Raw genomic sequence first — 23,764 nt, 5'->3', positions numbered from 1 at the left:
ATAAATTCAACTTAAGGTGATGATTGAAGAAAGTATGGCTACATTAAAGGCTTAGATGTTTGCCTATGTTAAATCATTGCTAAAAATATGTAAAAAAACTTAACTATTTTGTTTGCTCTAGAAAAAATCGTTAAACTAATTCATAGAATAAATGTTGTTTAATGAAATATTTTATTTGGAAATAGTGGGATGAATTCGCTTTATTCCAATGAATCGCAAAAATTGGAACCTTAATGGGAAATTTCTTTTTTCTTCAAATCTTTACTGTAATTTTCGCACTTTCTATTGCCACGACAATTTTTAATAAACGTATCTTGGGTTTTCCGCAAGCGATTGGTGTGCCGATTGTTTCGGCGATCTTTGTGTTTATTTTGCAATGGGGCGCGAGTTTACTCAGTGGTAATCACTTTATAACAATTAATATTCACAATATTGAAGAAGCGGTTCGGCATATTGATTTTTATGACTTTTTAATTAATGGCGTGATTTGTTTTATCCTGACATCTTCCGCTTTAAAATTTAAAGTATCGGATTTAAAAAGACACTGGAAGCCGATTAGTATTTTGGCGAGTATTGCACTGGTGCTCTGTGCAGTCTTTTTCGGGGTGGTTTTATATGGTTATCAATTTCTGATTGGAAACCATGTCGATATACTGGTTTTACTGTTATTAGGCGCTGCGCTGGGTGCAACAGATCCGATTGGGGTGAAAGCGGTTTTAAGTTCGGTACGCGCACCCCATCATCTGATTGTAAAACTTGAAGGTGAATCCCTGTTTAACGATGCCATGTGTATCGCGGTATTCATGACTTTACTGAATGTATTACAGGGTGAACACTTTACCATTATTGGTACTTTAGAAACCCTGCTGTATGAAATTGTAGTAGCAATCATTATTGGTTGGGGCTTCGGTCTGGGGATTTTAAGGTTACTTCGTGGCAAACATGAAATGGAGTCTTTAATCCTAACCACTGCGTTATTGGCCTGTGGTTCATATCTGGTTGCCTTGTTTGCACATGCCTCCGCACCTATTGCTTGTGTTATTGGCGGTCTGGTGGTGGGGAATAAATGGAAAGAAATTCTGCAAGAACGTGAAATTCGTGAAGTTAACCATTTTTGGCATACCGTTGAAGGTATTATCAACTCCTTCCTGTTTACCCTGATTGGTCTGGAACTGTTTATTTTAGATTTAAGCATCAGCCTGATTTTAGGCGGTATTGTTGCCTTTATTATTTTACATGCTTCACGCTTTGCCGCGAACTATCTTTCTTTTGCATTTTTTCCAACGTTTCGTCACAAAAGCTATAACGGCAGTTTGACCATCTTATCGTGGGGTGGGGTACGTGGAGGGATCTCGCTGGCCTTGATCTTGGCAGTTGCGAACATTCCTGAACTGAGTGAATATAGCAGTATCTTAATTGGCTATACTTTTATTTCAGTATTACTTTCAGGTTTGGTCTGTGGGCTGGGTTTGCCTGCGGTAATGAATGCGTTTTATTACAACCCGAATGAAGAAACAACAGGTTTTAAAGGTTGGTATCAACGGCTGTGCCATAAAATGAACAAAAAAGGATTCCAATATATCGTAGGGGAGGATGCCAATGGTAATGAAACTATTACGGTCTATAATCCCGATGATTTAATTGATGAAAAAGCCGAAGATGGTGTTGCGGTTATGCATAATCCGGAAAAGGTAAAAGTAGTGAAACGCTTAGAAAGTCCAGATAATTTCTAATCGTACAGACTTGCTAAAAGAAGCTCTAAACGGGCTTTTTTTATGCTCGATCGTTTAAATTAGCTGATTCAAGGATAATTTATGCCACAACATTCAAGTCGTTCTAGTGATGAATTAGCCCGTCACATCTTGCAAGTGGTGGCGCTTATTCCTTATGGAAAAGTGGACTCATATGGACAAATCGCCAAGTTGGCAGGTTTGCCCAAACATGCACGTTTAGTGGGGTACGTTTTAAAGCATTTGGAGGCAGAAATAGACATTCCTTGGCATAGAGTGATTAATGCACAAGGAAAAATTAGCCTAAGTAAACTGGATGATTATGGTGATAATATTCAACGCTTGAAATTATCAGAGGAAGGTGTAATGGTAATTGGAAATAAAATTAATTTAAAACAGTATCAATGGCTCAATGATTGATAACAATAATAAAGGCGCTAGAGTTAGTGATTCCCCACCTTTAGAAAAGATGGGAAAGGCTAAGCTGAATATTATTCACGGACAATAAGTACAGGAATATGTGATTCTCCCAATACACTTTGTGCAACACTGCCGAGGAAAAGTTTTTTGAAGCCGGTACGACCATGTGAACCCATGATAATCAGGTCGGCATGACTATCTTCAGCAGCTTTAGCAATTTCACGATGAACCACTTGTCCTTCAAGTAGTTTGGTTTCTACTTCTATTCCTTGTTCATGAAATTTTGCTTTTGCAGCGTCCAGGGATTCAACGATTGAGGTACGGGCGCGCTCGATTAAGTCATTGGTTTGATTGGCCGAGATATATTCCGCTGCGATATAGGGGTCGAGTGCTAAAACTTGAACAACGGTAACTTTACTGCCAAATGCTTTTGCAAATTCAGCTGCTTTTGCTACTGCTGCATATGCAGTTTCTGAACCGTCAACTGGCACTAAAATATTATGATATGACATGTATTTCTCCTTATAATCTGTAATTTCACGGATGCTTTTTAACACTATGATTTATGGTTTATAACAACAATTTACACTCCAATACCAGTTGTATTCTTGATGGAATAAAACCTAGTATTTTCATAGGGATAATTAGCTCCGATAAATATTTCTTATAATTTAATCTAACATGGATTGAATAGGAAATTGGAAGGTATAAAACTAAAGTATGATGAAATTGTAAGCAGATTTTAGTTTGAAATTATATGTAAAAATATGGGCAAACTGTCTTTGAGAATTGTCATATGATAAGTGTAGTAAATTATTATTAATGAATTAGAAATGACTGAAATAAAGCAGTTGAATTGGGCAAAAGACGATTTTGAAAATATTGAAGCAGCTTGGGAAGGCGATTTGTGGGATCGTAAGCGTTTAGGTGAGCAGCTCACTAACTATGTCGATCGATTACAGTGTGGGGCTGTACTTGCTTTGGATGCTCGTTGGGGTGAGGGTAAAACTTGGTTTGTGAGACACTGGAAAAAGCATTTAGAAAATGAAAACCATAATGTGATTTATTTAGATGCTTTTGCAAATGATTATTTAGATGATCCTTTTCTAACAATTGCAGCAGAGATTAGTCAAGCTTTTAAAGGCTCTAATGAAATCGATGCTAAAGAGATTGAAGACTTTAATTCAAAGACAGCTTCAGTATTAATTTCTTTAGCGGCTGTAATCCCAATGATTGCAGCTAAAGCTAGTATGCACTGGATAGGTTTAGGTGGTGCAGGTGAAGCAATAAAAGCAGTTTATGATGAAGGAAAAGATGTTTTTGATGTCGCTAGTGATGAGATTGCATCTAAAGTCAAAGAGAAAATAGAAAATCACCATATAGAAAAACAAACAATTCAAGATTTTAAAAATGAATTAGCTAAACTCGCTGAAAAATTAGATAAAACCTTGGTTTTTATTATTGATGAGCTTGACCGTTGTCGTCCTGATTTTGCGATTCGTTTAATTGAACGGATTAAACATTTTTTTGATATACCTAAAATTGTCTTTATTCTAGTAATGGATAAGACTCAGTTTTCAAAAGTGGTGTGTCATAACTATGGTTATGATGAAACTTTAGGAGAAGAATATTTAGACAAGTTTGTTGATTTTACAATCTATCTAAAGGCAGCAAGGGATGCAGAAAATTTCGAAGCTATTATCAAAACACAGTTATATAAAATAGGAGAATTAACTTCATTGGAAGACAGAAGTGAGCTTTATTTTTGGTTGCTATATTTGCAATTAGATAAGAAGCTTAATAGCAGAGAACTGATTAAAAAAATAAACCAGTACGCTTTATTGAAAACGGATAGTAAAGATAAAAATTTGATACTTTTAAGTATGTTACTTAGATTTCCGGTTGTAAATAATTTTAAAGTATTCTTAGAAAAAATTGCATTAAATCTCATTGAAGAATTAAGAGGGGATAAACATCAGTTTGTTCGAAAGCATAATATTGATACTTGGAGTGGCTCTTTAAATGATATATCAAATGTTGAATGGTATAAGCTTGTTATGGAAAGAGAGTTTGATATTAAAGATTCGGTAATAGATAAGATTTTAGCTGCATATATGCAGGCCGATCGTGCTAGTGATCAAAGTTCTAGAGAGTATTCTTTGAAAGAAGTTTTAGAAAAATTAGCAATTACCTCTTATACACATTCCAATAACTTTATTAGAGATTGGGAAAATTATATTAAAAGAGGTATTCAATTTTGATTCCCTAAATAAGTAATTAATAATTGAACATCATCCGTCTGCAGCTGTTCACGCATCTTCAAAAACTGCTTTTCATCCATGTCATAAAGCTTAAGTGAAAGCAGTTTTTGAATGTCTTCTTCATGAAAGCGATATTTAATAATTTTGGCAGGAACTCCACCTACAACCGCGTAAGCTGGCACATCTTTGGTGACGACTGCGCCTGTTGCCACAACTGCACCTTCACCAAGCTTTACACCTTGCATAATCATGGCGCGTGAACCAATCCAGCAACCATCGCCAATAATTGTATCGCCAGCAGGGACAAAACTGCGTGTATCAAACGGAAATGCAGATATCCAGTCGGTACGGTGTAATTGATTGCCACCCATCATAATTACGCATTCTGCGCCAAAGCAGACGAAATTACCGATATGCAATTGGTCAATCGGTTTCTCTAACGTTGCAGGCTTGTCGTGTAAATAACGCACTACACAGCGCTCAAATCCCTGATCCCAATAAGCCGAATAATAAGAATAATTCCCCTTGATATGAATATTCGGATTCTTCACCGTTTTAGAGATGAATTCGAACTCGCACCAGTGTTTTACAGGAGAATTAATCAATTGTTCAGACATAATATGCAGTACTGTGGGAGTTTGGCCATTATAGCTGATCTAAACATTGCTTTGCTTAAGGCAAAAGACTTTGTTTGGGTTGTGGCTATTTAAAAATACTGAATAAATTCAGAAGAGCAGTATTAGCTAAAAAAATTCCACCAAGCTTTAAACCAAGACGAAACCAAATCGGGGAATAGGAATCCGCAAAGGGCCGACAGGACTGTGGTGGTGAAAATGATTTGTACAGAGCTGGTTTGAGTACTGATATGAAAGGACCAAAAAATGGCAATCATGATGCCTAAGAATACACCGCCTATTGCATAGTAAAAAGCTTGTATGACGCGATCATCCATTGTTCATTCTCTATTTTATTATTTGCTTATAAATTAAAGATAAACCAATAATTTTGCAATAAAAACCCCTCATTAGAGGGGCTTTAAAAAGTCTTCAATCTTTAAAATTAAAGATATTCAACTTTCATAATTTCGTATTCCACTTCACCATTTGGTGTTTGAATTTTTACTTCATCGCCTTCGCTTTTGCCCAAAAGACCACGAGCAATAGGCGAGTTCACAGAGATCTTGTTGATCTTAAAGTCTGCTTCATCATCGCCTACAATTTGATAGGTCTTTTGTTCTTCAGTGTTCAGGTTTTCAATCGTAACTGTTACCCCAAAAACGACCCGACCGTTTTGTTCAAGTGTTTTAACATCAATCACTTGCATTGCACCGAGTCTACCCTCGATGTCTTGAATACGGCCTTCACAGAAACCCTGTTGCTCGCGAGCAGCATGGTATTCCGCGTTTTCTTTTAAATCCCCATGTTCACGCGCTTCAGCAATTGCCGCAATAATACGTGGACGATCAAGACTTTTTAATTGATATAATTCTTTCTCTAAGGCAATTTTGCCTTCGGGAGTCATAGGATAACGTTGCATTGTTGTCCCTCTAAGTGAGTAGAAAAATGAATGGTTTATAAATAAAAAAATCCCGCCACCAATAAGGTGACGGGACTTATTGGTAATTTATTAACCTACTGTTAAATCTTGCAAGCGGTATACATCCATTGGCAATTTAATTGCTAAAGCTTGGCATACAGCATCAGCACCATTCAAGGTGGTAGTGTAATACACTTTACCTTGAAGCGCAGAGCGACGGATTGAGAACGAATCCTGCTGAGCTTGTTTACCTTCTGATGTATTGATAATGAGGTGAATCTCACCATTTTTCAAGCGATCTACGATATGAGGGCGACCTTCGGTTACCTTATTCACACGTTCACATGCAATACCAGCTTCAGTAATTACTTTATGTGTACCACTTGTTGCTACAAGTTTGAAACCGTAATCAACAAGTTGTTGTGCAATACGTGCCACATGCGGCTTATCTGACTCGCGTACAGACAAGAATGCATGTTTTACTTCGCCTTCGGTTGGTTTACCTGGTAAGCGATCATTCGAGCCTAACACAGCTTTATAGAATGCTTCACCAAAAGTTGTACCCACACCCATCACTTCGCCTGTAGATTTCATCTCAGGGCCAAGAATCGGGTCAACACCCGGGAATTTTGCAAATGGGAACACCGCTTCTTTTACAGCGAAGTGAGTCGGGATAATCTCTTTGGTAAATCCTTGAGAGACTAAAGACTGACCTGCCATACAACGCGCAGCCACTTTCGCCAAAGACTCACCGATACATTTAGAAACGAAAGGCACAGTACGTGATGCACGTGGATTCACTTCCAGAATGTAAACGTCGTTGCCCTTAACCGCAAACTGTACGTTCATCAAACCAATTACGCCAAGTTCTTTCGCCATGGCAACAGTTTGACGACGCATCTCGTCCTGAATCTCTGGAGATAGAGAATAAGGCGGAATAGAACATGCTGAGTCACCAGAGTGAATACCGGCTTGTTCAATGTGCTGCATGATACCGCCAATCACCACATCTTTACCGTCAGATACACAGTCCACATCGACTTCAGTTGCATCATCAAGGAAATGGTCAAGCAATACAGGCGCTTCGTTAGAAGCTTGAACTGCATCACGTAAATAGCGTTTCAATTCGTCGTCGTTATAAACGATTTCCATCGCACGACCACCCAGCACGTATGAAGGACGCACTACAAGCGGGTAGCCCACTTTAGACGCTTCAGCCATACCTTCTTCAGCAGATTTTACAATGCTGTTGCTTGGTTGACGAAGTTGCAGACGTTGAATCATTTGCTGGAAACGTTCACGGTCTTCTGCACGGTCAATCGCATCTGGAGATGTACCGATAATTGGCGCACCCGCTTCTTCTAAAGCACGAGCCAATTTCAAAGGTGTTTGACCACCGTACTGCACGATAATGCCTTTAGGCTTCTCGATACGCACGATTTCAAGTACATCTTCAAGGGTAATCGGTTCGAAGTACAAACGGTCTGAGGTGTCATAGTCAGTTGAAACCGTTTCAGGGTTACAGTTGACCATGATGGTTTCATAACCGTCTTCACGCATTGCAAGCGCCGCGTGTACACAGCAGTAATCGAACTCGATCCCTTGACCAATACGGTTAGGACCGCCACCGATCACCATGATCTTGTCGCGGTTCGATGGATTGGCTTCACATTCTTCATCGTAAGTTGAGTACATGTAAGCAGTATCTGATTCGAATTCTGCCGCACAGGTATCAACACGTTTGTAAACTGGGGTTACACCCAGATTCCAACGGTGTTTACGGAATTGTTTTTGTGAAATGCCCATCAAATCTGCAATACGAAGATCTGATAAACCTTTGCGTTTAAAGCTACGGATGTTGTCTGCATTCAAATCGCCAAAACCTAAAGTCTTAATTTGATCTTCAGATTTGATGATGTCTTCAATTTGAATCAAGAACCATTTGTCGATGTTGGTTGCTAAGAACACTTCATCAAGGCTAAAGCCGTGACGGAATGCATCAGCGATGTACCAGATACGCTCAGGACCTGGAACTTTAAGTTCCTGAAGGATTTTATCCTTCGCGCCATCAGCACCGATTTCGATTTTTTCATCGAAACCTGAAGCACCCACTTCAAGACCACGAAGTGCTTTTTGTAAAGATTCCTGGAAGTTACGGCCAATCGCCATTACTTCACCCACAGATTTCATCTGTGTGGTCAATACTGCATCTGCTTGTGGGAATTTCTCGAAGTTAAAGCGAGGAATTTTCGTTACTACGTAGTCGATTGCTGGTTCAAATGATGCAGGAGTTACGCCGCCTGTGATGTCATTTTTCAATTCATCCAGGGTGTAACCCACAGCCAGTTTCGCTGCAATTCGAGCAATCGGGAAACCTGTTGCTTTCGATGCAAGTGCAGATGAACGTGATACACGCGGGTTCATCTCGATCACAACCATACGACCGTCTTTCGGATTAATACCGAATTGAACGTTCGAACCACCTGTTTCCACACCAATTTCACGTAGAACCGCAATCGATGCATTACGCATGATTTGGTATTCTTTGTCTGTTAATGTTTGCGCAGGGGCAACAGTGATGGAGTCACCTGTGTGAACACCCATCGGGTCAAAGTTTTCGATTGCACATACGATGATACAGTTGTCGTTTTTGTCACGAACAACTTCCATCTCGTACTCTTTCCAACCAATCAATGATTCATCGATTAACAGTTGGTGAGTTGGCGACAGATCGAAACCACGTTCACAGATTTCAATGAATTCGTCACGGTTGTAAGCAATACCACCGCCTGAACCACCCATGGTGAATGATGGACGAATAATAGAAGGGAAGCCGAGTTTTGCCTGAATCTCAAATGCTTCTTCCATAGTGCTTGCAACAGCAGCACGTGGGCATTCAAGACCAATACGACGCATTGCGTCATCAAACAATTTACGGTCTTCTGCCATTTCAATGGCATCTTTACTCGCACCGATCAATTCAACATTGTATTTTTCTAAAATACCGTGTTCATCAAGTGCAAGCGCACAGTTCAACGCTGTTTGACCACCCATAGTTGGTAAGACAGCATCTGGACGCTCTTTCTCAATAATTTGTGCAACGGTCTGCCAAGTAATCGGTTCGATATACGTTGCATCAGCCATTGACGGGTCGGTCATAATGGTCGCTGGGTTAGAGTTCACCAAAATAACACGATAGCCTTCCTCACGAAGGGCTTTACATGCTTGCGCACCTGAGTAGTCAAACTCACATGCCTGACCGATCACAATCGGACCTGCACCAATAATTAAGATGCTTTTAATGTCTGTACGTTTAGCCATGATCGCTTCCTTAATTACTTCTTAGACGCTTCGATAAGTTCGATGAAATGATCGAATAATGGTGCACAGTCATGTGGACCCGGACTTGCTTCAGGATGACCCTGGAAGCTAAATGCTGGTTTGTCCGTGCGATGCATACCCTGAAGGGTTTGATCGAACAATGAAATGTGCGTCGCTTTCAGGTTTGCAGGTAAGGTATCCATATCAACCGCAAAGCCGTGGTTCTGAGAAGTAATCATCACTGTACCATCTTCAAGATTTTGTACAGGATGGTTTGCACCGTGGTGACCGTGAGGCATTTTCACAGTTTTGGCACCCGAGGCAAGCGCAAGGATTTGGTGACCTAGACAGATCCCAAATACAGGCAAGTTAGTTGTTTCAACAATGGTTTTTACAGCTTCAATTGCATAATCACATGCTGCTGGATCGCCAGGGCCGTTCGACAAGAACACACCGTCCGGATTTAATGCGAGAACTTTTTCTGCAGGCGTTTGAGCTGGAACTACAGTGAGTTTGCATCCGCGATCAGTCAGCATACGTAAGATGTTGGTTTTGACACCGTAATCATATGCAACAACATGGAATTTAAGTTCAGGTTGAGAGAAGCCTTGACCGAGGGTCCAAGAACCTTCCGTCCATTCAAAACCTTCAGGGTCACAACACTCTTTTGCCAGGTCTAAACCGTTCAGACCGCCAAATGCACGTGCTTTTTCTAAAGCCTCTTCTTCTGTAATGTTATCACCCGCTAGGATGCAACCATTCTGCGCACCTTTGGCACGTAAAATTCGTGTCAATTTACGTGTATCAATATCGGCAATCGCAACAACATTGTGTTGTTGAAGATATTCACCCAAAGATTGATTCGCACGGAAATTGCTATGCAACAAAGGAAGGTCACGGATAATTAAACCGTTCGCCCATACCTTATGAATTCGACCTGACTCAGTGTCTTCATCATTACAACCTGTATTACCTATGTGCGGGTAAGTCAAAGTTACAAGTTGCTGTGCATAACTCGGGTCAGTCAAAATTTCTTGATAGCCAGTCATTGCTGTATTAAAAACGACTTCACCAGTCGTACTACCCGATGCACCGATAGACGTACCTTTAAAGATCGTTCCATCTGCGAGGGCTAAAATGGCGGGAGTGCTCAAACCAAAGCTCCTGAAATTTAGGCTGTAAAAAAGCGAGAAGACGAAAAAAAAGGAAGGCTATTTTTTTAACCAACCCTCCTATGTCTGCTCGCTTGAACTTAACACGGCATTATACGCAGTCGACCTGTTGAAGTCCATGCAATTTATCCCGAATATCCAAGATAAATATCTTGTGTTTTAAATAAAAGTCTGTTTAACAAAGTGTAGCTAAAATGTAAGCAAATAAGAATTGTCTGACAAATCAAAACTTAAATTTTATCAAATCGACTAGTCTATAGCTCTCATCCAATAACGATAGGAACAAGGCCATGACTACAGAACAAAAACAAGTTAAAGCTAAACCTGCCTTAAAAGAAGTGGTTGCTGATAGTGCCGAAAAGTTGGAGCAAGCGTCTAAAGAGGCAAAGCAAAAGGTAGCTGAAACGGTAACTGAATCGGCTGAAAATATTAAAGCTGATGCGAAAGAACTGCAGGCCAATGTACAAGATCAAGTGCAAAATCTGAAACAGGATCTGCTACAACGCATTGATACCATTAAAAAACAACTGAATTTCTCACAAAAAGATTTAACTGAGTTGAAGGAGTTTGTGAAAACTGAATTCAATGCAGTGATTGAGGATTTATCCAAACTGGGTAAAGAATTGAAAGAAGATGTAAGCCAAATTTCTGTTAAACATAAGGATCATTTAACTGAAACCTTCAAGCGTTCAAAAGAACATACTTTAGATGTGTGGAAAAAAGTGTCAGAAAAAGCTGAGGAAAAACCAACTTTAAAAAGCTGATTTACATTCCAGGCGTAAATGCCAGAATAAGGGGTAGGAAATATGCAATATTTCCTCAATCTAAGTAATGAGAGCATAAAAAAGTGAGGTCATATACCTCACTTTTTTATTTGTCGAATAGCAGTGCTACCTTCTAGAACTGATGTAGCCAATCACGTTTGTTGTGAAAGTCTGCATTTGGGCTGCGGTGTTGCATTGCATAGTGTTGAGTACCTTGCGAGGTATTAAGTACAGCACTTAAACCCAAAAACATATCCGACCATTTTAATTTGTGCTTTAACATAAACTCGGTCAAATCCAGGCTCACATTTAAACCGTAATGTGTGCGTTTGAGTTGATTTAGTTCAATGTCGGTTGCGGCTTGCGGAGGCATATCTTCAGGATAACGATATTCCTCGAATTGATACGCCTGCCAAGCTTGTGAAGGGGAGAGGTTAATTTCTCGATAGAAATCTTCACCATGCACGCCAATAAAAATTTCATAACAGGTATTTTCCCATAAGAAATCTTGACGTGGATTACCTTGCACCAAATCAGGCCATTGCATGAATTGATTTGGATCACGGATCCAATAGGCCACATTTAAACCATATGGACCTTGTTGTTCAACCGCTCCCACTAAAGAGATGGATTGAAAGCGTCGATCGAAAGCATTAAGTTCGTAACTGGCCATACAGTTTAGTTAGACAAATGTGCGTGGCGTACAAGATTCGAAAGTTTTGGATTTTGTTTTGCAGCTTTTTTATAAAGCAGCGCAATTTTACCAATCGTTTGTACTATTTCAGCGCCAGTCACTTGAGCAATTTCGTTAATTGCAGCAACACGTGCTTCGCGATCTTCACCGGCAATTTTAACTTTAATCAGTTCATGATCATTTAAAGCACGGTTTGTTTCTTCGATGACATTTTCAGTCAAACCTTGACCGCCCAACATAACCACTGGGTTAAGAGCATGTCCGATTTGACGCAAACGCTTGCGTTCCTGAATTGATAAAGCCGCCATAAAGATAACCTAATTTTAAAAACGACTTAGTATAGCAAATGCCGGGTTTAAACGCTTTATATTCTGTTGAAAAAATCAATTTTGATTATTGAAAAAAACATACCAAAGATCAGATTTAGATACAGATGTATACTGCAAGGCGTATGTTTTTCACGTACAATCATGAATTAGAAGTTTTTTATTATTTAGAGAGTTATGGCGACACGCATTACCAACCAAAAGTTATCGAAAAGCAGTCGAGATTGGATGCGCGAGCATTTAGACGATCCGTTTGTGAAAAAAGCACAGAAAGAAGGCTATCGTGCGCGTGCTGCCTACAAACTTCTTGAAATGCAAGAAAAATATAAAATTATCAAACCCGGTATGACCGTCGTCGATCTGGGTGCTGCCCCAGGCAGTTGGTCACAAATTGCCGGAAAATTGGTCGGTGATAAAGGTTTACTGATTGCTTCTGATATCTTGGAAATGGATGCATTGCCTGATGTGACCTTTTTGCAAGGTGACTTTCGAGAAGAAGAAGTTTTCGAAAAATTGTTAAATCTTTTAAACGGACGGACCGTAGACGTTGTAATTTCAGATATGGCCCCCAATACATCAGGTAACAAGGCTGTAGATCAACCGCGTCAAATTTACTTGTGTGAACTTGCTTTAGATTTCGCCAACAAGGTTTTAGGACCAAAAGGGCAGTTTGTGGTCAAGGTGTTCCAGGGCACAGGATTTGATGAATTCCGTAAACAAGTCGTAGATAGCTTTGAGGTATTAAAGACAGCAAAACCTGCTGCTTCACGTGCCCGTTCTAAAGAAGTATTTTTGATCGGACAAGGGCGCAAGAAGGCTTCTACATAAAGTTTACTTGCCAAGACGTTAAAAATTGTGCATTTTGTACATTTTTAAAATATTGCACAGCTGATCTTCAGCTTATATTAAGGTCACCCGTTTTGGGCATGATCAAATTAGATTGATATGGGAATAAAGCTTTGAGCGATCTCTTCAAGAATGCCGTATTGTGGCTGGTTATACTCGGTGTGCTGATTCTGATTTTCAGCAACATCAGTGACCGCAATCAACCGACTGCAATGAATTATTCAGAGTTTGTTTCAGCGGTCAATGCTGGTCAAATTAAGCAAGTCACAATTGATGGTGAAAGAATTCGTGGTGAAAAAACAAACGGTTCAGAGTTTGAGAGTATTCGTCCTGCGATTCAAGACCCAGAACTTATGCCCAGCCTCATTAAACAAGGTGTGGCTGTAGAGGGTACTGCTCCTGCGCGTCAAGGCTTGTTAATGCAACTTCTTATCGCCAGCTTCCCTGTACTTTTGATCATTTTGTTATTCATGTTCTTTATGCGAAACATGGGTGGTGGTGCAGGTGGTAAAAGCGGGCCAATGAGTTTTGGTAAATCAAAAGCAAAAATGCTTTCTGAAGACCAGATCAAAGTCACTTTTTCTGATGTTGCTGGCTGTGATGAAGCGAAACAAGAAGTTGTGGAAATTGTCGATTTCCTGAAAGATCCAACCAAATTTAAACGTCTTGGTGCAAGTATTCCACGTGGTGTTTTAATGGTGGGTCCTCCAGGTACCGGTAAAACTTTAATTGCCAAAGCCATTGCCGGTGAAGCAAAAGTTCCATTCTTCAGTATTTCGGGTTCTGACTTTGTTGAAATGTTCGTGGGTGTGGGTGCGTCCCGTGTCCGTGACATGTTTGAACAAGCCAAACGTCATGCCCCATGTATCATCTTTATTGATGAGATTGATGCAGTCGGTCGTCACCGTGGTTCAGGTACTGGTGGTGGTCATGATGAGCGTGAACAAACATTGAACCAGATGCTTGTAGAAATGGATGGTTTTGAAGGTAACGAAGGTATTATTGTTATCGCTGCCACTAACCGTGCAGATGTACTGGATAAAGCCTTACTTCGTCCAGGTCGTTTTGACCGTCAAGTAATGGTGGGTCTTCCTGACATTAAAGGTCGTGAACAAATTCTGAATGTGCACATGAAAAAATTGCCTTCAGTAACAGGTGTAGATGTAAAAGTTCTTGCACGTGGTACCCCAGGTTTCTCGGGTGCACAATTGGCGAATCTTGTAAACGAAGCAGCACTTTTTGCAGCACGTCGCAACAAGAATACAGTCGATATGCATGACTTTGAAGATGCAAAAGACAAGTTATACATGGGGCCTGAACGTAAATCGATGGTGCTTCGTGATGAAGAACGTCGAGCTACGGCTTACCATGAAGCAGGTCATGCGATTGTTGCTGAAAGTTTACCCGGTACAGACCCTGTGCATAAAGTAACGATTATGCCGCGTGGTTGGGCTTTGGGTGTAACTTGGCAGTTACCTGAATTTGATCAAACCAGCCATTATAAAGACAAAATGTTGAATGAGCTTTCAATTTTGTTTGGTGGGCGTATTGCTGAAGAAGTATTCATTAATCAAATGTCTACAGGCGCATCAAACGACTTCGAACGTGCAACGAAAATGGCACGTGCAATGGTCACCAAATACGGCATGTCTGACAAAATGGGTGTGATGGTCTATGAAGAAGATGCACAGCAATCTTTCATGGGCAGTATTGGTAGTCGCAGTATCTCTGAAACTACGCAACTAGAAGTAGATCGTGAAATTCGTCGAATTTTAGATGAGCAATATAAAGTCGCACGCGATATTTTGGAAAGTAAAAAAGATGTTGCTCATGCGATGGTTAAAGCCTTGATGGAATGGGAAACTATTGATCGTGATCAAATCCGTGACATCATGGAAGGTCGTGAACCTCAACCGCCTAAGGTATACATTGCTGAAAATCCAGTGATAGATGTAACACCAACTGATGGTCCAGCAACACCACCGCCTTTACCTGTGAACTAATCGTTTATTGGTTTGGGTGTAAAAAGAGTCTCAATTGAGGCTCTTTTTTATGTTAAAAGTTTAGAATTTGAAAAGATTGCAGTTAGAGTAAAAGCAACTCTTGATACACTGTGAGTTAGATATTTAAGGAACATTATTATGCGGTTGATACCATTACCAAAACGAGTATTACAATGTGGGCGAATAAGTCTAGATTTGTCTCAACCGCATGTGATGGGCATATTGAATGTCACTCCAGACTCTTTTAGTGATGGTGGAAAGCATAATGGAAAAGATCAAGCCGTTGCTTATGCGCTGCAAATGATGGCTGATGGCGCGACTGTGATTGATGTAGGTGGTGAGTCCACACGTCCAGGGGCATCTGCGGTAGAAATTAATGAAGAAATACGCCGTGTAGTGCCTGTGGTAGAAGAATTATCAAAGTATGACGTGATTATCTCGATTGATACTTCACAACCCGAAGTGATGCGTGCAGCAGTTCAAGCAGGAGCTCATATCTGGAATGATGTGCGGGCATTAACCCGTCCCCAGGCACTTGAAACTGCCGCTGAACTGAATATACCTGTCATCATCATGCATATGCGTGGTGAACCCACCACTATGAATAGCTTAGATCAATATGATGATGTCACGACGGATGTGATTCAAGAACTACAGCAGCGAATCGATGATGCTCTAAAAGCAGGAGTGAAATCTGAGAATATCATCATAGATCCCGGGTTTGGTTTTGCCAAAAATGCACAGCAAAATTTAAAATTATTAAATGAATTCTATAAGTTAAATGACATGGGCTATCCGATTCTATCTGCACTATCCCGAAAGCGTTTTATTGGAGAAACTTTAAATGGAGCTGATGCACAAAATCGTGCTGTTGGTTCGGTTGCTGCTCATTTATTCAGTATCCAACAGGGTGCTTGTATAGTACGTGCACATGATGTTAAAGCGATGTCAGATGCTATTCAAGTTTGGAAGGCAATGAATAATTTAGCTATATAAATAAGAAAAAGCTCGATATCTTATCGAGCTTTTTGCTTTATAAAAGGTCATTATTTTCCTTTGTTATTCCAAGAAATGTAACTAAAACGACTTTCCTGACATTTTCCTATAAAAATTATGTTTTTATTTTATAAAGCCACTTTTATTTAAATTATAGTCATGCTATCGAATCTATCGAAAACCCAACTATATCTCTCTAGGGAATTAAAAAATTAATTAAATGAGTAATTTATTTGCTCCCATCAGAGGAATTGTTTATCACAACAGAATTTAATGTGAGAAACAGGGTTGGGTAAGTGGCTGTGATGTTTAGCTTATTTTATAAACATCTTTAAGATCGCAATTCTTGCATCTACTTCATTAAATTAGATTTTAAAATCTATTGAGGTTGGTTTTTCGATCAGGATTTGAGACAGCACGTCTGATGCTGTATTCAGCAACAAGGTTCAATGATTGGGCGTAAAAGCAATGTGTGGTACAAATAAAGTGTGGCAAGCAATGAGTCATTCTTAATCATAAGGCTTAAGACTGAATGAATCGGAGTGGGAGTAAAACCCATTCTTTTTTTGTTGTGTTTGGTGATTTTGTTACTTTGTGTTATACAGGCTCGCTTTAATGCGTGTCTTTTTTGAGTTTTGTATGTTTGAAGATTTACTTCTCCCTATGTTCGATGATGAATATTATCCCGATATTCTGGTCGCTGAAGTTAAGCAGATAATTAAACGGTTTGCGAAGAAAGTAGCAAAATCTGAATTGTCTGAAGTTGAAATTTATCGTTTTGCTGCCGAAACTGTGGTTTTCATTAATAAGATGAAACCGCAGTTTGAAGATCTTGATTCTTCATTGGATGATACTGCTGCGGATTATATTGCTGAAGCCATGATGATGGTGGTGCAAGATAATGGTTATATGGATATTGAAATGGAAGAATTAGTATCCAATAGAGAGTGGTAAGTCACTCTCTATTAGTTAGTTTTATATTTGAAGATTTATTTAAATCTGATAACATTTTGGAAAGATGACAACTTTCTTTGGGATGGATCTCTGCTATCCCTTTTACACTTAGGTAGCGTTTTTCATTTTCTAAATAAGCACTGGCTCTTAAGTTAAGCCAAAAATTTGGCTCTTGTTGAAGCAATGTACGAATCCGTTTTTCATCTTGTGCATGATTAAACTCAAGCAGGTACGGCTCTTTGCTTAAAGTGCAATGATGTAAAATGAGCTGATCTTTATCGAGGGTAATCGTTCCAGAAAATAAAGAATAAATGGTCGGAGACTGCGCTTTCATTTCTGATTTTTCAGCAAAAGAAAACGATGAGATGAACAATATCAGCAGGCTGTAATACAGCATGCGGTATAAGTGATTTGTTTTCATTTTTATTATTTCTTTTTATTGGTTTGATTCAATTCTAATAATTTAGGCATAAAAAAACCAGCTTATCGCTGGTTCTTTTATCGCACCATTTTAATAAGACTTAAAATGGTGCCCGAGGCCAGACTCGAACTGGCACGCTTTGTGGGCGGGGGATTTTAAATCCCCTGTGTCTACCGATTTCACCACTCGGGCATGTGCGCAATAATAGAGGACGAAATAAAACTTGGCAAGTATCTTTCAGTGTGTTTGCTTTCTTTTCAAGCAATTCATGTGCTTATGGAGTAAAAAGATCGAAATTTTAGCCTTCTAAAGTCTCCTAACACGGATAATCGCTTTGCTATTTCTTTTTTGTGCATACTTTTTATGCATGAATCGAAGGGGTTGAAAAAAGGGGGTTTCTCTTGGTTTTCATTTTAGTTAAAAAATAGAACAAAAAAGATATCCCTTTATCTTAAACAGTCGTCATTTATCCATGCTCAATTTTATTGTTGAGCCGAAACGCGCCAAATGATATTGCCTACATCGTCTGCCACAAGCAAAGCCCCAGTACGATCTTGTGTTAGGCCAACAGGTGCGCCAAACAACTTGCTTTCATCTTTGGAATGGAAACCTGTCACAATTGGCATCGCTTTGCCGCTTGGCATACCATCTTTAAAGGGTATAAACACAACGTCATATCCGCTTAACGGAGACCGGTCCCAACTGCCATGATTACTGATAAATGCACCACCATTATATTGAGCTGGTAGTCCTGTGCCATTATAAAACCATAATCCAAGTGCAGCGACATGCGAGCCTAAAGCATAGTCTGGTTTAAGGGCTTTTTTTACCAAATCTGGACGTTGTTGTTTGACTCGGGTATCAATATTTTGACCGTAATAGCTATAGGGCCAGCCATAAAAGCCACCCTCTTGAATAGAGGTTAAATAGTCAGGCACCAGACTTGCACCAATTTCATCTCGTTCATTGGCAATGGCCCAAAGTTTATTAGAAACAGGTTCAAACTGTAGCCCAGTTGGGTTGCGCACGCCACTTGCGTAAATACGACTGGCACCTGAATTGATATCAACTTCTAAAATGGCTGCGCGACGATATTCAACTTCTAAGCCATTTTCCCCAATATTACTGTTAGAGCCGACACCCACGTACAGTTTACTTTGGTCGGGGCTTACCACCATAGATTTAGTCCAATGGTGATTGATGGTATCCGGCAAATCTGCAAGCTCTACGCCCGGGTCAGTAATTTTGGTCTGACCGGCAATGAATGGATATTTCATGATGTTATTGGTATTGGCAACATATAAGGCGTTACCCACTACTTGTACCCCAAAAGGTGAATGTAACCCCTCGAGTAAAATATGTTTTTCCCATTGCCCCGTAGCATTTTGATGAAGTAGGGTAATACGATTTCCGCCTTTGCCACCTTTCCCTGATTTGCCTTTAATTTTAGAAGCAATTAACTGTTTAGGCGTAGTGGTTGCTTCTTCGCCGGGTCCATTGGATTCTACAACTAAAATATCACCATTGCTGACCGTATATAGTTGGCGGGGATGTAATAGATTGTCAGCAATTCTTTCAATTTTCAAACCTGGCGCTACTTCCGGTTTGGCATTATTCGCCCATCCTGCGAAATTAGGCACTTTCATCGGAGGAACTAAAAAATTTTGGGCCTTTGGTAATTCTGGATTATTGCCTATTTGCATATTATTATCGATAGAGGCTTTATCGCTACATGCCACCAGCGTTATGGAGGCGAGGGAGATAGCCATAAAAAGGTTTGCATTATTTTTCATGTTTATTCCTTAAAGTTTATGATTATCATCAAAAGATTTAGAAATATAGGCAACACTCACAAGAGCCACAGTAATTAAAGACAGTATGACATTCTCAGGCACTGAAGCATAAGCATCACGACTGTGTACGAAAGAGTTTAAAATAGCCGTCAAAATTGCAAATCCATAACACCAAAATCCGATCAGGCTGACGTTATTTCGCGTGTAGGACTTAGGGAACCAGACCAAATATAAATTGATGAGACGGGGAATAATTGCAATAACTAAACCAATTGCAATAACCCAAGCGGAGGCTTTATTCCACAGGACTTCGGCCGTATTCATGTATAAAATATCAAAAATCAGTCCTGCAACGAAAAATCCAAATGGTATGCTATCAAGCCAGTAATAGATCGCCATTAAAAAATTGGAACGCGTTGGATAATTAACCGGTGTCATATATACCTCCATAGTAGGACTTAACATTTTGAAATTATTTGGTTTTTATTTATTTAATAAAAAACCGACTTCATTGTTAATTCCATTTATTAGTCGTCATCATTTTTCATATTATTAGCTGCTTTTTTTATAAAGCTTTGAACTTGTTCCAGTATAGTCTGAATTATGGACAAGAATAAATTTGCAAAACAGGTTTTACCAAAGCCATCTATAGAGTTACCTAAAGCACTCATAACTCTAGCAAAAATATACAATATTGAAGAGTTATTTTGTCTGATTGCCAGCCTGTATTGCGGATCTGATTTATTGAAAAGTACAGGATATCAAGGTTGCCCCGATAAATTTAAAAAGCTAATTTTATTTAAGCTGCGATGCTGTTGCAGACTGTAATCAGCAGCATGGTTCGAATTTTAGCAGTGATAATTTTAGATTTTTAAGCGATTACTCTATCTGCACCCCATGAAAAAGCGTACTTCAGCACATTGCATGTTTGATGTTTATCATGGCTCGATTTACAGTTAAAAATTAATAAAAAACCCCAACATTCTGTCGGGGTTTTCCGTATGAAGTGTGAGATATCACTCCTGTTATATCTTGTTGTCTTTTTAAGGTATGAAGCATTTTATTGTTATGAGTCGAACATGCCGTTCTCTATATAGTCATCATAAGAAATGAGCTGGTCACCTATAGGTAAATCGCTTGAATAGTTGCAGACTTTAGCCTGCGCAGCCAGTTAAACAAGCTTCCAATATGATCAGCAGCACTGAGTAGATTAGATGAAGTAGGGGGTAGCCAGTGCTGTGCTTATGGGGCAATTTTAAATTTATTATTTTACATGCAGCTGAATAGGACGCATTAAAACCATAACCTTTACATTAAAGTATCTAAATAGCTTTCTATATCTGCATGTTTATAGCTTTTACACAGCGTATTTTCATATTGAATCAGTTGCATATATAAGTCGACAAACTGTTTTTCCTGTTGCTGCGCTGTTTTATAGGGCACGGAATTTTTTGTACTGATTAGGCGTTTAAGCTTAGTTTTTAAAATCTGTTTATATGACCAAAAGCAAATGCATCGTATTTCTTGCAAGTAAAAATATTGTTCAACTTGGGTGTCGGAACGGAACATATTCTCTTTATAGAAATGCACAAAGCCAAAACTTAAGGCAAAGAAAAATAAAATACCTTGCAAGAAGATACTTTCAATATAGGCGATATTGATCGTTTGTAGCACAATCAGGGTTGCCAGTTTGACCGGAGTATGGCGCAGTTGTTGATACATCGAGATTGAACTGTGTTTAATTTGTTTAATCACCATTGGCGTATAGAGCATAAACAGCAGCATAATGGCCAATATAGCGCTGCCTTGCGCTCGAAAGGTGCTGACTTGCGGCAGTTGAAGTGCAATCAAATGACCCAGACTAATTGAAAGGCTGATAAAAATCATTGCGGCCAATAGCCAAGGAATGAGCTCTTTTAACTCATCAAAAATACCTTTGGTCTTAATCATGCTATAAAACAAATAATTTCTTTTAAAGGCCGAAGGGTATTCCTGCTGCAATTGTTTTAAAAAAAGAACCGTTTGTTGCTTGCTGATCATACGAGCCAAAGACAAAAAAGAACAAAGGCTAATATAAAGGTTTTCAGCGTATTTAACACAAGAAAAGCCCAATAGACCTGCATGACAGCTGAATAATCGTCAGAAGCAGATTTTATTCCTGTATTGAAAGATGATTTATGCGAAAATAGACTTTTATTATTTTTGTCCAAGGACAGTTCATGACTGATCAATCTCCTGAATCTTTAAGCCATATCGAAATTTTAGACATTTTACAGTCCATGAAAGACGATGTGCTAAATACTGAGGCGAAAGAGATTATCCTTAATGGCGGTAAAGCGGGTCGTCAAGAAGCGTATAAACAGGCAATTGTGGCTTTGCATGACACTTTTGAAAAAAACTTTGTTGAAGCAGTAACTTTGGCATTAGGATTAAGTGCTGGACAAGCCAAAAAAATTAAATATAAAAAAGATCGTATCCGTATTTTGAAAGTGCGAGGTATTGATTACATGGCAATTGACGGTGCTGAAACAGCGCAGGTTTTATCACAAGTTGCGCAAGCAATTGTTCGTGAAGATGCAATTGTAACCCACGATCTACACAATATTTTCCCATTCTGGAAAGAAGGCTGGCCAATGGTTCAGTTTGATAATGCCTACAATATTCTGGAAGAAGACATTAGTATCCACTATGCGCTTGTCATTGAGCACTTGATTAAAAACTTTAAATAACTCTGATTAAATAGTTATTCATGAAAATAAAAAAGCACCCTTTGATAGGTGCTTTTTTATGCTGCATTGAGTTTTTTATAGATAAAGCTAGGCTAATACACTCATTAGCCAAATAAGCAGTCTCCAGCAGAGAATAGGAGCACTCTAAAGAAATTCACCCATACGCAGAGTTGAGTCATTACTTTTCGCTTGCTTTTATAGTGTTGTGAGGTAATCCAGCAAACCTAAATCAGCAGTACGATTGCCATTAGAATGATGAATGGCTGTGCTTGTTTGGCAAAAAACATTCACTTATATAAAGACCAGAAGAATAAAAACTGAATCAGGCAAGTAATGCTAATAATAAAATATTCATTCTTGTTGTGGTTTAATTAATTTAAAATTTAATAAAAAAAGAAAAAGCAGATTACTCTGCTTCTTGCTGAATTTCAATTTCTGCCGGTCTTTCAAGCAAGCGTGTTACCAGTAATTGGTCAATTTTAAAATGATCGACATCGACTACTTCAAATTTGTAACCCCCAAATATCACCGCATCTGCAGGACGAGGAATCTTGCGCAATTTATACATCATGAAACCAGCAATAGTTTCATAGTTTTCATCATCCGGCATTTCAGCAATTTCAAGCGCATGCTTGATGTCTTCAATGGGCGTGCTGCCATCAATGAGCCATGAATTGTTGTCACGCTTGATAATTTGCTGATCCGCTTCAACCGTTGTTACCCAGTCGCCCATCACAGTAATCATAATGTCGGACAGAGTAATCACACCGACCACTAAGGCATATTCGTTAATCACAACCGCGAACTTTTCCTTAGTAGAGCGGAAGCGATCAAGTAATTCAGATAAAGTTAAAGTATCTGGAATGGTCAGTACACTACGAATGGTATTTTCATTGAGTTGCAATAAAGACTGATTGTTTAAAATACGGACTAAAATATCTTTGGCATCAATATAGCCAATCACTTCATCAATATTTTCACTGCACACCACAAATTTGGAATAAGGATATTGTGCCAGTTTTTGACGAATACTGGCTTCAGATTCTTTTAAAGTAAAGAACACCACATTCTCACGAGTGGTCATACTTGAAGGAACATTACGTTCTTCAAGTTCAAATACATTTTCAATAAAATGATGTTCTTGCTTTTGTAATACACCAGCTTGCGCACCGGCATCCATCACGGCAGAAATATCAGCAAAGGTAATGTTGTCATCACGAATGGTATTAACTTTAAACAAGCGAAACAATAAATTCGCGATGGCGTTGATGATCCAAGCCAGCGGTTTGCAAATTTTAATAAAAATTTGAATCGGATTAATGACCGAGACTGCAATTCTTTCTGGTGCAATCATGGCCATGCGTTTCGGCATTAAATCTGCAAAAAGAATAAAAAGTGAGGTGACTAAAGTAAAGGAGAGGATAAAGCCAATGTTTTCAGTCCATGGACCTTGATAAATGCGATTCACAAAATTCACGATATAAGGGCGAAATGCTGCTTCACCCAAAATACCACCGAGAATGGCAACCGCGTTTAAGCCAATTTGCGAAGCGGCAAAAAAATCAGCCGATTGTTCTTGTAGGTCTAAAACTTTTTGAGCGCGTTCATCGCCCGATTCTGCAAGGATTTTAAGTTTGACTTTACGTGCACCGGCAAGGGCAATCTCAGTTAAAGAGAGAAAACCGGCTCCCGCAATCAGTATTACGATGATGAGGATATTCTGGAAAAGGCTCACAAATCCACCTGTAGATCATCATTATTATGGAATATTTTTAACACAAAAGGATTAGAGGTAGTA

Annotated in this window: 22 protein-coding genes and 1 tRNA gene; 9 read left to right on the top strand and 14 right to left on the bottom strand. The window is 39.2% G+C overall.

The window, feature by feature from the left end; genetic code table 11:
- Positions 1 to 233 precede the first annotated feature (233 nt).
- Positions 234 to 1,733 (top strand): cation:proton antiporter, encoded by a 1,500-nt coding sequence (locus AY606_RS10680; RefSeq protein ID WP_067868125.1) that lies wholly within the window; start codon positions 234 to 236, stop codon positions 1,731 to 1,733.
- Between the two features lie 81 nt (positions 1,734 to 1,814).
- Positions 1,815 to 2,150, top strand: a complete 336-nt coding sequence (locus AY606_RS10675; protein ID WP_067868122.1) for an MGMT family protein — start codon at positions 1,815 to 1,817, stop codon at positions 2,148 to 2,150.
- A gap of 71 nt (positions 2,151 to 2,221) precedes the next feature.
- Here AY606_RS10675 and AY606_RS10670 read toward each other — a convergent pair whose 3' ends face one another.
- Complete coding sequence (locus AY606_RS10670) at positions 2,222 to 2,662, bottom strand: universal stress protein (RefSeq protein WP_067868119.1); 441 nt, start codon at positions 2,660 to 2,662, stop codon at positions 2,222 to 2,224.
- Between the two features lie 321 nt (positions 2,663 to 2,983).
- Between AY606_RS10670 and AY606_RS10665 the strand changes: the two genes are divergently transcribed.
- Positions 2,984 to 4,411, top strand: a complete 1,428-nt coding sequence (locus tag AY606_RS10665; protein WP_067868116.1) for a KAP family P-loop NTPase fold protein — start codon at positions 2,984 to 2,986, stop codon at positions 4,409 to 4,411.
- On the opposite strand, the gene AY606_RS10660 is transcribed toward AY606_RS10665, so the two are convergent.
- The 5 genes from AY606_RS10660 to carA form a co-directional block, all read right to left on the bottom strand.
- Positions 4,402 to 5,028 carry a CatB-related O-acetyltransferase gene (locus AY606_RS10660; protein ID WP_067868113.1) on the bottom strand — a complete coding sequence of 209 codons (627 nt, stop codon included), beginning with the start codon at positions 5,026 to 5,028 and terminating at the stop codon, positions 4,402 to 4,404. The genes AY606_RS10665 and AY606_RS10660 overlap by 10 nt on opposite strands.
- Before the next feature lie 122 nt (positions 5,029 to 5,150).
- Positions 5,151 to 5,363, bottom strand: a complete 213-nt coding sequence (locus AY606_RS10655; protein ID WP_067868111.1) for a hypothetical protein — start codon at positions 5,361 to 5,363, stop codon at positions 5,151 to 5,153.
- A gap of 107 nt (positions 5,364 to 5,470) precedes the next feature.
- Positions 5,471 to 5,947, bottom strand: a complete 477-nt coding sequence (gene greA, locus AY606_RS10650; protein WP_067868108.1) for a transcription elongation factor GreA — start codon at positions 5,945 to 5,947, stop codon at positions 5,471 to 5,473.
- Between the two features lie 90 nt (positions 5,948 to 6,037).
- Complete coding sequence (gene carB, locus AY606_RS10645; protein WP_067868105.1) at positions 6,038 to 9,268, bottom strand: carbamoyl-phosphate synthase large subunit; 3,231 nt, start codon at positions 9,266 to 9,268, stop codon at positions 6,038 to 6,040.
- A 14-nt stretch (positions 9,269 to 9,282) separates the two neighbouring features.
- On the bottom strand, positions 9,283 to 10,422 hold the full coding sequence (gene carA, locus AY606_RS10640) for a glutamine-hydrolyzing carbamoyl-phosphate synthase small subunit (protein ID WP_067868102.1): 1,140 nt from the start codon (positions 10,420 to 10,422) through the stop codon (positions 9,283 to 9,285).
- A 308-nt stretch (positions 10,423 to 10,730) separates the two neighbouring features.
- Here carA and AY606_RS10635 point away from each other — a divergent pair, with 308 nt between their 5' ends.
- Positions 10,731 to 11,204, top strand: coding sequence for a hypothetical protein (locus tag AY606_RS10635; protein WP_067868095.1), 474 nt, complete (start codon positions 10,731 to 10,733; stop codon positions 11,202 to 11,204).
- Positions 11,205 to 11,337: 133 nt separating this feature from the next.
- Here AY606_RS10635 and AY606_RS10630 read toward each other — a convergent pair whose 3' ends face one another.
- A complete protein-coding gene (locus tag AY606_RS10630; RefSeq protein WP_067868092.1) occupies positions 11,338 to 11,877 on the bottom strand; it encodes a DOMON-like domain-containing protein in 540 nt (179 codons plus the stop codon).
- Positions 11,878 to 11,882: 5 nt separating this feature from the next.
- Positions 11,883 to 12,206, bottom strand: coding sequence for a ribosome assembly RNA-binding protein YhbY (gene yhbY / locus AY606_RS10625; RefSeq protein ID WP_067868089.1), 324 nt, complete (start codon positions 12,204 to 12,206; stop codon positions 11,883 to 11,885).
- Positions 12,207 to 12,401: 195 nt separating this feature from the next.
- Here yhbY and rlmE point away from each other — a divergent pair, with 195 nt between their 5' ends.
- From rlmE to AY606_RS10605, 4 genes are all read left to right on the top strand, one after another.
- Positions 12,402 to 13,052, top strand: a complete 651-nt coding sequence (gene rlmE / locus AY606_RS10620) for a 23S rRNA (uridine(2552)-2'-O)-methyltransferase RlmE (protein WP_067868087.1) — start codon at positions 12,402 to 12,404, stop codon at positions 13,050 to 13,052.
- Between the two features lie 131 nt (positions 13,053 to 13,183).
- Positions 13,184 to 15,073, top strand: a complete 1,890-nt coding sequence (gene ftsH / locus AY606_RS10615; RefSeq protein ID WP_067868084.1) for an ATP-dependent zinc metalloprotease FtsH — start codon at positions 13,184 to 13,186, stop codon at positions 15,071 to 15,073.
- Positions 15,074 to 15,211: 138 nt separating this feature from the next.
- A complete protein-coding gene (folP, locus tag AY606_RS10610; RefSeq protein ID WP_067868081.1) occupies positions 15,212 to 16,069 on the top strand; it encodes a dihydropteroate synthase in 858 nt (285 codons plus the stop codon).
- Positions 16,070 to 16,708: 639 nt separating this feature from the next.
- Entirely contained in the window at positions 16,709 to 17,023 is a 315-nt protein-coding gene (locus AY606_RS10605) for a DUF5713 family protein (protein WP_067868078.1), read from the top strand.
- 1 nt (position 17,024) lies between these two features.
- Here the strand turns inward: AY606_RS10605 and AY606_RS10600 are convergent, their stop codons facing one another.
- The 5 genes from AY606_RS10600 to AY606_RS10580 all read right to left on the bottom strand — a co-directional run bounded on the left by AY606_RS10600 (position 17,025) and on the right by AY606_RS10580 (position 21,187).
- Complete coding sequence (locus AY606_RS10600; RefSeq protein WP_081408398.1) at positions 17,025 to 17,444, bottom strand: hypothetical protein; 420 nt, start codon at positions 17,442 to 17,444, stop codon at positions 17,025 to 17,027.
- Between the two features lie 106 nt (positions 17,445 to 17,550).
- Positions 17,551 to 17,636, bottom strand: a tRNA-Leu gene (locus tag AY606_RS10595).
- A gap of 290 nt (positions 17,637 to 17,926) precedes the next feature.
- A complete protein-coding gene (locus AY606_RS10590) occupies positions 17,927 to 19,237 on the bottom strand; it encodes a PQQ-dependent sugar dehydrogenase (RefSeq protein WP_067868074.1) in 1,311 nt (436 codons plus the stop codon).
- A 9-nt stretch (positions 19,238 to 19,246) separates the two neighbouring features.
- On the bottom strand, positions 19,247 to 19,675 hold the full coding sequence (locus tag AY606_RS10585) for a DUF2231 domain-containing protein (protein WP_067868071.1): 429 nt from the start codon (positions 19,673 to 19,675) through the stop codon (positions 19,247 to 19,249).
- 870 nt (positions 19,676 to 20,545) lie between these two features.
- Complete coding sequence (locus tag AY606_RS10580; protein ID WP_349303935.1) at positions 20,546 to 21,187, bottom strand: hypothetical protein; 642 nt, start codon at positions 21,185 to 21,187, stop codon at positions 20,546 to 20,548.
- Positions 21,188 to 21,456: 269 nt separating this feature from the next.
- Between AY606_RS10580 and AY606_RS10575 the strand changes: the two genes are divergently transcribed.
- Positions 21,457 to 21,966, top strand: a complete 510-nt coding sequence (locus AY606_RS10575; protein ID WP_067868065.1) for a hypothetical protein — start codon at positions 21,457 to 21,459, stop codon at positions 21,964 to 21,966.
- A 406-nt stretch (positions 21,967 to 22,372) separates the two neighbouring features.
- On the opposite strand, the gene paeA is transcribed toward AY606_RS10575, so the two are convergent.
- The gene (gene paeA / locus AY606_RS10570) at positions 22,373 to 23,701 is read right to left on the bottom strand and encodes a polyamine export protein PaeA (protein ID WP_067868062.1); all 1,329 of its coding nucleotides are present in this window, start codon (positions 23,699 to 23,701) and stop codon (positions 22,373 to 22,375) included.
- Positions 23,702 to 23,764 lie beyond the last annotated feature (63 nt).

It is taken from the genome of Acinetobacter sp. SFB (assembly GCF_001647545.1).
In the GTDB taxonomy this organism is placed as follows: Bacteria; Pseudomonadota; Gammaproteobacteria; order Pseudomonadales; family Moraxellaceae; genus Acinetobacter.
Note: the sequence above shows the minus strand (reverse complement) of the source record. Positions and strands in the feature narration are given on the sequence as shown.

Coding starts and splice junctions, on each gene's coding strand:
- AY606_RS10680 (WP_067868125.1), top strand. CDS start 234: ATGGGAAATTTCTTTTTTCTTCAAATCTTTACTGTAATTTTCGCACTT.
- AY606_RS10675 (WP_067868122.1), top strand. CDS start 1,815: ATGCCACAACATTCAAGTCGTTCTAGTGATGAATTAGCCCGTCACATC.
- AY606_RS10670 (WP_067868119.1), bottom strand. CDS start 2,662: ATGTCATATCATAATATTTTAGTGCCAGTTGACGGTTCAGAAACTGCA.
- AY606_RS10665 (WP_067868116.1), top strand. CDS start 2,984: ATGACTGAAATAAAGCAGTTGAATTGGGCAAAAGACGATTTTGAAAAT.
- AY606_RS10660 (WP_067868113.1), bottom strand. CDS start 5,028: ATGTCTGAACAATTGATTAATTCTCCTGTAAAACACTGGTGCGAGTTC.
- AY606_RS10655 (WP_067868111.1), bottom strand. CDS start 5,363: ATGGATGATCGCGTCATACAAGCTTTTTACTATGCAATAGGCGGTGTA.
- greA (WP_067868108.1), bottom strand. CDS start 5,947: ATGCAACGTTATCCTATGACTCCCGAAGGCAAAATTGCCTTAGAGAAA.
- carB (WP_067868105.1), bottom strand. CDS start 9,268: ATGGCTAAACGTACAGACATTAAAAGCATCTTAATTATTGGTGCAGGT.
- AY606_RS10635 (WP_067868095.1), top strand. CDS start 10,731: ATGACTACAGAACAAAAACAAGTTAAAGCTAAACCTGCCTTAAAAGAA.
- AY606_RS10630 (WP_067868092.1), bottom strand. CDS start 11,877: ATGGCCAGTTACGAACTTAATGCTTTCGATCGACGCTTTCAATCCATC.
- yhbY (WP_067868089.1), bottom strand. CDS start 12,206: ATGGCGGCTTTATCAATTCAGGAACGCAAGCGTTTGCGTCAAATCGGA.
- rlmE (WP_067868087.1), top strand. CDS start 12,402: ATGGCGACACGCATTACCAACCAAAAGTTATCGAAAAGCAGTCGAGAT.
- folP (WP_067868081.1), top strand. CDS start 15,212: ATGCGGTTGATACCATTACCAAAACGAGTATTACAATGTGGGCGAATA.
- AY606_RS10605 (WP_067868078.1), top strand. CDS start 16,709: ATGTTTGAAGATTTACTTCTCCCTATGTTCGATGATGAATATTATCCC.
- AY606_RS10600 (WP_081408398.1), bottom strand. CDS start 17,444: ATGAAAACAAATCACTTATACCGCATGCTGTATTACAGCCTGCTGATA.
- AY606_RS10590 (WP_067868074.1), bottom strand. CDS start 19,237: ATGAAAAATAATGCAAACCTTTTTATGGCTATCTCCCTCGCCTCCATA.
- AY606_RS10585 (WP_067868071.1), bottom strand. CDS start 19,675: ATGACACCGGTTAATTATCCAACGCGTTCCAATTTTTTAATGGCGATC.
- AY606_RS10580 (WP_349303935.1), bottom strand. CDS start 21,187: ATGATTAAGACCAAAGGTATTTTTGATGAGTTAAAAGAGCTCATTCCT.
- AY606_RS10575 (WP_067868065.1), top strand. CDS start 21,457: ATGACTGATCAATCTCCTGAATCTTTAAGCCATATCGAAATTTTAGAC.